The organism is Staphylococcus sp. 11007852 (assembly GCF_011394325.1).
In the GTDB taxonomy this organism is placed as follows: domain Bacteria; phylum Bacillota; class Bacilli; order Staphylococcales; family Staphylococcaceae; genus Staphylococcus; species Staphylococcus agnetis.
Map to the genome: position 1 here is coordinate 168335 of NZ_JAANBJ010000039.1, position 11128 is coordinate 179462.

10 protein-coding genes and 1 pseudogene are annotated in these 11128 nt (G+C 33.4%); 5 read left to right on the top strand and 6 right to left on the bottom strand.

What is annotated here, in order from left to right; translation table 11 throughout:
• Both G8Y85_RS11770 and G8Y85_RS11775 read left to right on the top strand, forming a co-directional pair.
• Nucleotides 1-957 carry an insulinase family protein gene (locus G8Y85_RS11770; RefSeq protein WP_158694778.1) on the top strand — a complete coding sequence of 319 codons (957 nt, stop codon included), beginning with the start codon at nucleotides 1-3 and terminating at the stop codon, nucleotides 955-957.
• Nucleotides 954-1580 carry a hypothetical protein gene (locus G8Y85_RS11775; RefSeq protein ID WP_165805895.1) on the top strand — a complete coding sequence of 209 codons (627 nt, stop codon included), beginning with the start codon at nucleotides 954-956 and terminating at the stop codon, nucleotides 1578-1580. The genes G8Y85_RS11770 and G8Y85_RS11775 overlap by 4 nt, the downstream gene beginning before the upstream one ends.
• Here the strand turns inward: G8Y85_RS11775 and G8Y85_RS11780 are convergent.
• From G8Y85_RS11780 to G8Y85_RS11800, 5 genes and pseudogenes are all read right to left on the bottom strand, one after another.
• Complete coding sequence (locus tag G8Y85_RS11780) at nucleotides 1557-2243, bottom strand: Crp/Fnr family transcriptional regulator (RefSeq protein ID WP_165805896.1); 687 nt, start codon at nucleotides 2241-2243, stop codon at nucleotides 1557-1559. The two genes, G8Y85_RS11775 and G8Y85_RS11780, sit on opposite strands and share 24 nt — an antisense overlap.
• Before the next feature lie 611 nt (nucleotides 2244-2854).
• Nucleotides 2855-2992, bottom strand: a pseudogene (locus G8Y85_RS11785) (SDR family NAD(P)-dependent oxidoreductase); the annotation flags it as partial.
• 69 nt (nucleotides 2993-3061) lie between these two features.
• Nucleotides 3062-3559 carry an immunodominant staphylococcal antigen IsaB family protein gene (isaB, locus tag G8Y85_RS11790; protein WP_209104183.1) on the bottom strand — a complete coding sequence of 166 codons (498 nt, stop codon included), beginning with the start codon at nucleotides 3557-3559 and terminating at the stop codon, nucleotides 3062-3064.
• Nucleotides 3560-3628: 69 nt separating this feature from the next.
• The gene (locus G8Y85_RS11795) at nucleotides 3629-3949 is read right to left on the bottom strand and encodes a DUF4889 domain-containing protein (protein ID WP_103346489.1); all 321 of its coding nucleotides are present in this window, start codon (nucleotides 3947-3949) and stop codon (nucleotides 3629-3631) included.
• A gap of 208 nt (nucleotides 3950-4157) precedes the next feature.
• Nucleotides 4158-5516 (bottom strand): alanine/glycine:cation symporter family protein, encoded by a 1359-nt coding sequence (locus tag G8Y85_RS11800; protein WP_165805897.1) that lies wholly within the window; start codon nucleotides 5514-5516, stop codon nucleotides 4158-4160.
• Nucleotides 5517-6110: 594 nt separating this feature from the next.
• On the opposite strand from G8Y85_RS11800, the gene G8Y85_RS11805 reads away from it, so the two are divergent.
• Entirely contained in the window at nucleotides 6111-7709 is a 1599-nt protein-coding gene (locus G8Y85_RS11805) for a xylulokinase (protein ID WP_165805898.1), read from the top strand.
• A gap of 194 nt (nucleotides 7710-7903) precedes the next feature.
• Here G8Y85_RS11805 and G8Y85_RS11810 read toward each other — a convergent pair whose 3' ends face one another.
• On the bottom strand, nucleotides 7904-8260 hold the full coding sequence (locus tag G8Y85_RS11810) for an aggregation-promoting factor C-terminal-like domain-containing protein (RefSeq protein WP_060551903.1): 357 nt from the start codon (nucleotides 8258-8260) through the stop codon (nucleotides 7904-7906).
• Between the two features lie 275 nt (nucleotides 8261-8535).
• On the opposite strand from G8Y85_RS11810, the gene G8Y85_RS11815 reads away from it, so the two are divergent.
• Both G8Y85_RS11815 and G8Y85_RS11820 read left to right on the top strand, forming a co-directional pair.
• Nucleotides 8536-9720, top strand: coding sequence for a YbfB/YjiJ family MFS transporter (locus tag G8Y85_RS11815; RefSeq protein WP_165805899.1), 1185 nt, complete (start codon nucleotides 8536-8538; stop codon nucleotides 9718-9720).
• 117 nt (nucleotides 9721-9837) lie between these two features.
• Nucleotides 9838-11103: a mechanosensitive ion channel gene (locus G8Y85_RS11820; RefSeq protein WP_105995338.1), complete on the top strand. Its 1266-nt coding sequence runs from the start codon at nucleotides 9838-9840 to the stop codon at nucleotides 11101-11103.
• Nucleotides 11104-11128: the final 25 nt, after the last annotated feature.

The window sequence follows — 11128 nt, forward strand, 5'->3', positions numbered from 1 at the left end:
ATGCTAGATGAATTAGATAACAATATTATGAAGATTCAATTTGGAGAACTTAGCGGTATAGGTTTTCATATAAAAAACTCATATATAAATTGTATCAGTGTTAAAATTAATTTTGGAGGGATAGATAGTAAAATAGGGTATGCTCACTTTTTGGAACATATGAAATTTTGGATAGGTGAAAATAATCTTTATGAAGAAATGAAAAATATAAGTATTGTCTTAAATGCTACCACTAGTGGAAAGAGTACTTATTTTACATTTTTCTGTGTTCCATGTATGACAGAGGATGCTTTAAATATACTTTTAAAGTATTTGAACAACCATGATTATTTAAAAAAGATTTTTGAAAATGAAAAGAAAGTAGTTATTAACGAAATAAAAGGGTATAAAAGTATTCAATCTCAGGACGTTAAACTTAATATCATAAGAGACCGAATACTAGGTAATGAAAAAGACATCAATCAAATTTCATTATATAATTTACATGAAATATCAAAGAAATATTATGATAGAGATAATATGAGTGTTTATGTCGTTGGAGATATTAAATTCAATAAAGATACCAATTTTAGTAATTATCAAAATGTTGTAACTAAAAAGAAGATTATTACACAGGATGGAGAGTGTGAAATACAAGGGACCGAAGAAGTGCTTTTTTTGAAAATTATCTTTCTAAATATATCCAATGAAAAAAAACTAATATATTATAATGGTGGATTTTTATATTACGGTCAAAAGCAGCAATTAGTGAAAAACATTACTCTATTTGAGAAAAATGACACATTGGCTAATAACATTTATAAAGATATTTTAGATAAAATGAGTGCAGTTGTTAGAATAAAAAATATTGTAGAGTTTTGGAACTTGCATAATAATTTTTTCTCGAATATACAAAATATATGCGAAAGTGAAAAATTAATGGATTTAATAAATGAACTTAAGGGTGAGTTATCATGAAATTAAAATACCGATTTTTTATTGTAGCATTGGTAGTTTTAGGGAGTTATTACGTTTTTGGCGTTAACAAATATATTGATTATTGGTTAACGTATTTTGTTATTAAAAATTCCTGGTCAGAATTTGTATGTATATCTGTAATAAATACACTTTTAGTCGTTCCGTTTTATATGTATATTAATAGTAGGATAAAGCAAATTAATCATATTAATGAGAAGTTTTTGAAAGAAAAAAACAAAAAAGATTTCGATATGGAGAAATTTAAAAAAAGTGTAGAAATTCCTAGTGGGAATTTTATTTATAAAGGTATCATCCCTATAATTTTATTAATAGGGATAGGCTTAAAAATTTCAAATCACTTTTCATTTGAGCTTCCGTTAAGGCTTATTGTTTTACTGTATATATTCACTTTTATAAGTACATTTTATTATAGTTATAGTTTTGTTAAAAATATTATTAACAAACGCTTCACTAGGTATATAGTATTACTGATTATAAGTGCGGTTGTTATGTATTTACTGTCAGTTGAGGAACAACTATTTTTAGTAATTTTTTCAATCATAATTTATCTATCTATTCGCTTAAGGTCTATAGGGAAATTAACAAATATTACAAAAATTTAAAGGGCACTCTTCACAGTTAATTTGATTTTTAATTGAGTCTAAATCTAATAGGATAAACTTTTTGCTCTTTTTATCATAATCGAGAACATTATCGCTTTTTAATTTAGATAAAGTTTTGGTTGTTCTTTCTCTACTCATACCACATAGTTGCGAAAGATCTTCATGTGTTAAATTAATATCTATTAGTATGGTCCCATTGTTGAGAATTTTTCCAAAAGAATTGGCTAATCGAACTAGATTAGAAAGAATCATTCCCTTTTTATTGTAAAAAGTATAGTCTCTCAAAATCAATTCTCTCTTTTTAATTTCATTATGTGAATATTTTAAAATCAATGTATTGAGGTCATCGTTATCAATTTTTTCCTTTAATTTATTAATTGAGACTTGATATAAAGTGGTATTTTCTTTGAAAAATAGATGGTAGTTTATTTGAAATTGACTGTACTCATCAACCGTTTCTATGTAAATACTTCCATTTTTACATATTTTTGATATTAGGATTTTACCTGTGATGTCTGTGTGCTTTAAAAAAGTTAATCCTTTTTCAAAGGCATATAAAAAATTCTTTTCATTATTTAAATAAACAATTTCATTTTGTTTAAAGTTTTTACATTCCCCATATCTTTTTATGAGTTTAAATAACTCATTGTTAAACTTTAACATCAAGAAACGTCCCCTTTAATAAGTAAGCTTTCAACTTCATTACTGAATCTATAATATTATGGTATAATATTATATTAAAAAAGTCAAAAGCATACAACGACATTAATTTGGTATGTGTTCTCGTAATTAAAAAATTATATAAAAATAAAGAGTTTATTAAAATGTTTATTAGAGCGATTTAAAATAAAGGGCTCTATTGCTAAGCCAGAAAAAACTATTCATTATCACATACACATTCATAAGTTTTTAGCTTACTGCTATATATTTTAATTCACTATGAGAAATTCTCATTTTTATAGAAAAAATTGCTTTCAATTCTTTCTTGTTCTAAATCCATTGTAAAATTTGCATGACTAAATCTTTCAAAATTAATCTAAAAAGGATTACTATTTATTTCATTCATCATTGGAAGGTTGGTAGTCAACAATTGCAATCATTTGTCATTTAATCACTTACAGTTTTAATAACTTCATAATAATTATGCTATAAACAATCTTTCGTCACCGCGTCAAAGAGAATTTATATTCTGATAAATTCAATATCTATAGACAGATCGAGCTATGTTCACCAGATTTACTTGATTGTTTCTCTGTAAATATTTTATAGTGTCCATCCTCATTAAATAAAGTTTTACATTTATTAATATCTCTAGCGAGTAGGGTTACTTTTACATTATTGTGTAATAAATTTCTAACAATCTCCAAGCCAAGACCACTTGTTCCGCCGGTTACTACAAAATGTTTATTCATAATACCTCCAAATGATTTTATTTTATGAAAAAAGAGGGCTTTCAAATTTGTGCCCTCTGATAATGCGTATTAATTCATTGCTGTGATTTGTGCAGCGTATACATAACCATCTTTTACAAAAAATTCGATTGTTTTCTTACCAATTTGATAGTTATAAACTGAACCTTGTGCTGATTCAACAGGTTTTTGTTTAGGCTGACCATAAACATTCACTAACGCTTTAGTTGAAACAGCCTTTGGACTTAACGCAAACATCACAGCGTTTGCTTTTTTATTACTTACATTATAGAAAGTTTGGTCATCTTTCTTCATTTCTTTTTGAGTGATTTGCTTTGTCTTTGTGATTTTATAACCGTTCATAACTAAATTGTCGTATTTAAGGCTATTTACGAAGTGTTTGTCGAGGACAAATTTACTGCTCGCTGATGTATAACCTTTATAAGTATAATATGGTTTTTGTGCAGCGTGTGCATCGGCGTGTGTATTGAAGTCTGCCATATGGCCCATACCAAGAGTTGATCCAAGTACCACGACACCAGAAAGAATGAATTTATTTAAGTTGTTCATATTGATTAACACCTTATATATAATTTTATTAATGTTATTTATTTTCAGTACAGTTTTAATACACTTAGATTATTGAAAGTGTTTTAGTAAATCTTTAGGAACTTCAGATTTTTTGATTTTAGATTGTTCTTTAATGACACCGCCATTATCCGTGAATACAATTTTGACGAAATCGTTTTTTTGTACATTTAAATTGTCATCTTTAGTTAATTGAAAGTTTTCTTTGGTATTATCACTATCGTTAGATACTAAGGTTTTAACTAAACCATTGTCATTACTTACTTGACCGTAGTACACTTCTTCTTTATTGAGGACGTACATGCTTACGAATAAATATGCCAAAATGATTAAAATCAAAATAAATGGTATACCTAATAGTAACTTTTTCATTTTTTTACCTCCTTGACAATAATATATAATTTATAGATTGTATTGAAACCGGTCCCAAGTCCTATATTTTATTTTAATAATAATTTACCTATATATTTTTGTAATGGTTTGATATTACTTATCAATTCATGCGCTCAATATAATAGTGGAATGAATGACAAAACAAAAAAGCTAGGAGCTAACTCCTAGCTTTGATTATTGTATGAAGTTAATCACGTTTCCCTTTATAGTTTGTAAAGAAATCGTTTGTTAGTTTTTTAACTTGTGGTGCAAGGAGAATGACGGCGATGATATTTGGAATCAGTACAATTGCTAAAGATAAATCTAGTAAATTCCAAAGAATTTCGTTCACACCAATCGAACCGATGATTATTGAAACGGTATAGATGATTTTCATCAGTGTGCCTGCCCACATGCCAAATAAAAATTCTGCCATACGTGAACCGTAGTACATCACAACAATGATTGTTGAAAATACGAAGAAAACCATGGAAATAGAAATGGTTGCACTACCAAAAAGGCCAAAGGTATCCTCATAAGCGCGTGATGTAAGTGCAGCAGATTTCTTATTGGCATCACTTGCTGTATAAACACCAGACATTAAGACGACAAATGCAGTTGTCGAACAAATGATGAGTGTATCAACAATAATCTCACTTACTGCCCAAAACGCTTGACGCACAGGATGATCTGTTTTAGCTGCAGCATGTGCAATCGGTGACGTCCCTAAACCAGCTTCATTCGAATAGATACCTCGCGCAAAACCCCAACGAATCGTTGTCGCAAGTGCGGCACCAAAACTACCACCTAAAGCGGCATCAGGGTTAAAAGCTTTTTCAATAATTAACCCTACAACACTTGGAAAATGTTGAATATTTAACGCAATAATAATAAATCCTAAAAGTAAGTAAAGACCTACCATAATTGGCACTAAAAATTCAGTGAATGTTGCGATTCGTTTTACACCGCCGAATACTACAAGTGCCGCTAACGCAGCGATAACGAATCCAGTTATTAAACTGTGTACATTAAACGTATCATGTACAGTGCTTGCTACAGAATGTCCTTGGACCATGACACTTGGAATAATTTCCAATGCTAATGCACATGCAAAAACAGATGAAAATATCATGCCTAATTTTTTATTCTTGAAACCATTTTTCATATAGTACGTTGGACCACCAACGAATTCACCTTTGGCGTTTTTCTCACGATAATGAATACCGAGAACGTTCTCGCTAAATTTTAGTGCCATACCTAAAAAGGCTATGACAATCATCCAAAAGACAGCGCCAGGACCGCCCATCATAATAGCAGTTGGGACTCCAACAATGTTTGCGGCACCCACTGTCGAGGATAACGCAGAAGTGAGTGCTTGCCTCGGTGTAATGGTTCCTTCACCGCGTGGTGTCTTATTAATACTGCCAAAAGTTTGTTTCATCATGTAACCGAAATGACGAAATTGTACCCCTTTTAAATAAATTGTTAGAAATAAACTTGAAATCAATAGCAATCCTACGATAGGAAAGCCCCATAACCATTCTGTGAATGCTTTAATCGCAGTCATATTTCTCCCTCTCCTTTGAACTTCCACATCAAATGTCAGGTCTCTCTATGTATCTCACTTAAACAAAATATTCCTAATAAGTGTGTCGTGACGTAATGCAAAAGTGTATTTTTTAAACCATACCCCTAAATAATGTGCATACTTATAATTTAAAACATATTGCGTAATAAATTAAGAGTTTTCGGACAATTTATTGCGAAAATTTTTTTATTGTGGTGACGAATGGGGGATAAATAAGGGTAAAGTAAAGCATCAAATGTTGATTGACATTGGCATTGAGTAACAAGGAGATATTCTTAGAAAATGGCGTTGAAATGCGTATGATCAAGTATGAAGATTGCTTATGTTTAGCTTTAAAGGATTAAAAGGTGATAGGATAGCTTTATGTACAGAGGAGTTAAACGACCGCTATATGGATGATCAGATGACTATGTGATGCGTGTGATATGAAGTGTACTGATGATTACAGTTTAGCATTTGTCGTACCGTTGATATGCTGTCTTATTTCAGCTTCATGTCAAATGCCACGTTGGTTTCGCATGTGTAACTCCCATTATAAAAATAGAGTAATGTACATCAAAGGACGTGAAAAACTTGGAAAATCAACAAACTAAAATATGGATAGCGTCTGGCGCCATTACTGTAGGGATTGAATTAGGTTCTACACAAATCAAAACTGTAGCGGTGGGGCCAAACTACCAACCACTCGCTTCAGGGGTTTATAAATGGGAAAATCAATACCGGGACGGCTATTGGACCTATGATTTAGATGATGTTTGGATTGGGATTCAAGAAAGTTACCGTTTAATGAGGGAACAAGTGAAACAACAATATGGTGGTACATTAAGAAAAATCAACGCACTGGGGATTAGCGGAATGATGCATGGTTATCTTGCTTTTAACGAAGATGATGAATTACTTGTGCCATTTCGCACGTGGCGAAATAATTATGCGAATTTTGCTAGTCGACTGCTAAGTTATCAATTTCAAGTCAATGTGCCAGAACGCTGGAGTATTGCGCTATTTGAACAAGCGATTATGAATAAAGAACCGCATGCGCATCACGTCGCTAAGTTAATGACACTTGCGGGTTATGTGCATTGGCAGTTAACGGGCGAACATGTCAGTGGCATTGGAGACGCATCAGGAATGTTTCCTATAGATACTGAAAAACAATATTATCGTGCGGATTTAATGGACCGCTATGATCGTTTGTTAGTTGAAGAAGGTTATGAACATAAGATTGAAACAATGTTACCACATATTTTAAAGGCGGGGGAATGTGCTGGTACACTTACTGAAGCAGGCGCAAGGCGTATTGATCCTTCTGGATATTTAGAAGCTGGTGTTCCATTATGCCCACCTGAAGGAGATGCTGCGACGGGGATGGTAGCAACAAACAGTATTAAACCCCGAACGGGTAATGTCTCTGTTGGAACAAGTATTTTTTCAATGTTTGTATTAGATGCACCGATGTCTCGCCCTCATCCTGAAGTGGATATTGTTAGTACGCCTGATGGATATGATGTTGCGATGATTCATGCAAATAACGGGACATCAGATTTAGATGCGTGGATGCATTTGTTTGAAGAAGTATTAACAACGATGGGTGTATCTGTTGAATCGTCGACCTTATATGAACGTTTATTTGCGACATTATCTAAAGCTGATGCAAATGCAGGTGGTTTACTCAATTATAATTATGTTTCCAGTGAATTTATTACTGACGTGAAACAAGGAACACCGACATTTTTAAGACATCGCGACAGTCAGTTTAACTTGGCTAACTTTATGAAGAGTCATATTTATAGTAGTTTTGTAACGTTGAAAATGGGTGTAGCACGCTTAGCAGAAGCTGAAGATTTAGCATTCGATTGTATTACGGCGCATGGGGGGGTATTTCAATCCCCAACCGTCGCTTATGATTTAGCAGCGGCACTCGATGTACCTGTGCAAGTGCGTTCGACAGCACATAGAGGTGGTGCTTGGGGTATCGCATTACTTGCATCATATATGTCTGAAACGAATAAAACATCCTTAAGCCACTTTTTAGACTACAATGTATTCCGTAATACTAAAGTAGAAAAAGTTGAACCAACTGAAGCCCACATCAAGGCGTTTAACGATTACGCACTTCAATTCCAAAAGGGGTTAAGAGGTCAAAGAGAAGCATATAAGCTATTTGAGCAGTAATTCAATAAAATAAGTAATCCCTCACAGTGATGATTGTGAGGGATTTTGTTATATCAATACGTCGCCATAATGGTTTTCACCTACGAACGTTTGTGTATAACACCATATTGAATTAAAGTCTTGGATTTTAACTCTATATGAAACGCCACACATGTCAATGGATGTAACGTATGTGTTAAAGGAAGGGTAAGGCTTTACCACCAACCATTAGCAATTCTAAATTGAATCGCTTTATCAATAGAACCATAACGCTCTTTAGCATAGTTAATCATGCCTTTCGTTTGTGTTTCTACTGAACCAGTACCCCAAGCTTCTTTCGTTTGACCTAATCCTTGATAGCCAAGTTCATTGACCGCATTTGGATTCCCGCCTGATTCAGGCATTACGATGTTATCCCACATGGCTTTCGTGCCACCTGCTTGGATAAATGCTTTATAAACTTCATTAGTTGATTGTGTAGCAGCATGTGTCGATGCAACTTCAGATACAATACCTGCTGTACCTAAAGAGAGTGAAACAGTTGCTAATGAAGCGATAAGTACTTTTTTCATATTGATTGTCCTCCTAGAATGTTTTGATTCAAGTATCAAGCGTTCTGGAACTATACGCTCAATAAAAAAAGTTACGCGTCCTAGGTTAACAAATCTAAAACGGTCGTGGGTTACAAAGAGATAAAAATTTATTAGAATTTATGACAATTTTAAGACAAAATATTTCTGCGATATATCATAATACTTTAATATATATTTTATAGATTGAAAATTTAGGTGGGAGAAACAATGCATTTCATAAAATATGACTAGAAGAAATAAAAGAGGTGAAGGGGATGACAGAAAAAACAGAAACGAGATTGGCTTATCATCAACTGTTAATGGGGATGATTACATTATTTGTGGTCATTGCGTTAGGGCGTTTTGCATATACACCAATCATGCCTTATATGCAAGCGGCGACACACTTGGGAGATAAAGATGCCGGATTATTAGCAACGTTCAACTATTTAGGCTACTTAATTGGTGCCATTATTCCAATGTTTTGTCTGATACGTTCGAAAGTCTTTGATTTAAAGTTATATTTGTTACTTAACGTGATTACGATGTTTTTACTTGGTATCACAACAGAATTTTGGATGTGGAGTATTTTAAGGTTGTTAAATGGGATTGCAAGTGGTGTCGGCTTTGTATTGGCATCGAATGTCGCACTTGAGGCGTTACGACGTGCAGGTAAACATGCGATTTGTGGGTTGCTTTATAGTGCAGTAGGTGCAGGTATATTCACAAGTAGTATTTTTGTTTTCTTTTATACAGATACACATAATTGGGATATGACGTGGATGATTTTAGGAGGCGTGTCCTTTGCGCTCGCATGTATTGTTATGGTGATGTTAAAAGAACCACCGCGCATGACGCATACCGAGAACATAACGACGCACACACAACGCCGTAAATATCCACGTGCGTATTATATTACATATTATCTTGCCTATTTTAGTGAAGGGGCAGGGTATATCGTGACTGGAACGTTTCTGGTAGCGCTCATAAAAGCAATACCAGAACTTGAACCATATGCGCCATTAAGTTGGATGTTTGTCGGACTCGGTGCGATACCTTCTACAGTGATGTGGTCGATTATTGGTGAAAAAATAGGGAATGGTCGGGCAACTCAAATGTGTTTTGTCATTCAAGTAATTGCAGTATTAATGCCAATCCTCACAACAAATATGATTGCATTAATGATTAGTTCTATGCTATTTGGTAGTACGTTTTTAGGATTGACGACATTATTTATGTCGCAAGGTCAAAAAATTGCATATGAAATAAGGAATGGCCATGTTGTTTCATTAATGACATTTATTTATAGCTTTGGTCAAATGATGGGCCCATATGTAGCGGGGGTGATACTCGCTCATACAGTTGGCTATTCAACAGCGCTTATATTTGCGAGCATCATTTTGACGATGGGGCTCATTAGTCACATCATCAGTCAGAGGTATGTTCACCAATATCAATAAAATTCATAGCCCTCTTTATTTAGAAAGTTTATGCAAAATTTTTATATTTTGTGATTATTTTGTTTTAACTAGGGTACACAAGAGTTAGGTAAATCAAAATTTAAGGAGGCAGTACATATGAACAACGTATGGGGAACATTCAAGGGTGCTATTGAAACAATTGTCAATTTCATTCCGAACTTAATTAGTGCTATTTTACTTTTATTACTCGCATGGATTATTGCTGTAGTAGTAAAAAATATTATTGTTAAAGGTTTAAACGCATTAGGTGTAGATAAATGGCTAGAGCGTAAAGGGTTAGTGAATAACAATCATGCACATGATGGCCATAAAGGTAAACGTTCAGAATCAGAAGGTTTAATTCGTACACTTGGTAAATTAGCGTATTTCCTAGTATTCTTATTATTCTTGCCGCCGGTATTTGATGCTTTAGGTATGAAATCAGTATCAGAACCGATTAAAGGTATGATGAACAGCGTATTTGAATTCGCTCCAAAAATTATTGTTGCGATTGTCATTTTAGTATTAGGTTTATTCATTGCTAAAATGTTAGGTACATTAGTGAAAAACTTACTTGCAAGTTTAAATGTGAGTCGTTTTAACCACTATGTGAACTTTGGAAACAATTCTAGAGAAGGTATCGACATTCCTGAAGCTGCAGGTTGGGTTATTACAACATTAATTGGATTATTCTTCGTCGTTCAAGCTTTAACAACTGTAAATTTAGAAATCTTAAATGGTATTGGTAAAGCAATTATTGGCTACTTACCATTAGTGATTTCAGGTATTATCATTTTAGGTTTAGGTCTTATCGGTGGTAACATTTTAGCTAAACTTGTTCGCCGTGCAACAGGTCATACATTACTTGCGCAAGTCGTTAAATACTTATTAATCATTGTGGCTGTATTTATGACATTAGATCAATTAAACTTTGCGCAAAGCATTGTTAACGTTGCATTCTTATTAATCTTAGGTGCTGTTGCAGTTGCATTTGCTATCGCATTTGGTATTGGTGGGCGTGGCTTTGCTGAAAAGCAATTAAACAGCTTGTCAAACCGTATTGAAGAAGATAAACGTAATCCAGATTATGGTAACTATGATGATGGTTTATTTGGTTCAAAATCTAAACAAGCGAATCATGCACAAGGTAATCATCAAGACAATTATGATTACACAAATCACAATCACTCAGATTTTGACCAAACACATGTAGATCATTCACATAGTCATGATCAATTCGAACATAGCGAATTTGATGCAGATCAACGTGAAATTGAACGCCGTGAAGCGGAACAAAAATCAAATTACGTTAAAGATGAAGATATTGAAGAGCGTCGTGAACAACGCCGTGAACGTCGTCGTGACCCACGTGACCGTTACTAATTGAATCAAGTTAAAAAGCCTAGAA

Excerpts from the sequence above, each read along its gene's own strand:
- G8Y85_RS11770 (WP_158694778.1), top strand. The coding sequence starts at position 1 with ATGCTAGATGAATTAGATAACAATATTATGAAGATTCAATTTGGAGAA.
- G8Y85_RS11775 (WP_165805895.1), top strand. The coding sequence starts at position 954 with ATGAAATTAAAATACCGATTTTTTATTGTAGCATTGGTAGTTTTAGGG.
- G8Y85_RS11780 (WP_165805896.1), bottom strand. The coding sequence starts at position 2,243 with ATGTTAAAGTTTAACAATGAGTTATTTAAACTCATAAAAAGATATGGG.
- isaB (WP_209104183.1), bottom strand. The coding sequence starts at position 3,559 with ATGAACAACTTAAATAAATTCATTCTTTCTGGTGTCGTGGTACTTGGA.
- G8Y85_RS11795 (WP_103346489.1), bottom strand. The coding sequence starts at position 3,949 with ATGAAAAAGTTACTATTAGGTATACCATTTATTTTGATTTTAATCATT.
- G8Y85_RS11800 (WP_165805897.1), bottom strand. The coding sequence starts at position 5,516 with ATGACTGCGATTAAAGCATTCACAGAATGGTTATGGGGCTTTCCTATC.
- G8Y85_RS11810 (WP_060551903.1), bottom strand. The coding sequence starts at position 8,260 with ATGAAAAAAGTACTTATCGCTTCATTAGCAACTGTTTCACTCTCTTTA.
- G8Y85_RS11815 (WP_165805899.1), top strand. The coding sequence starts at position 8,536 with ATGACAGAAAAAACAGAAACGAGATTGGCTTATCATCAACTGTTAATG.
- G8Y85_RS11820 (WP_105995338.1), top strand. The coding sequence starts at position 9,838 with ATGAACAACGTATGGGGAACATTCAAGGGTGCTATTGAAACAATTGTC.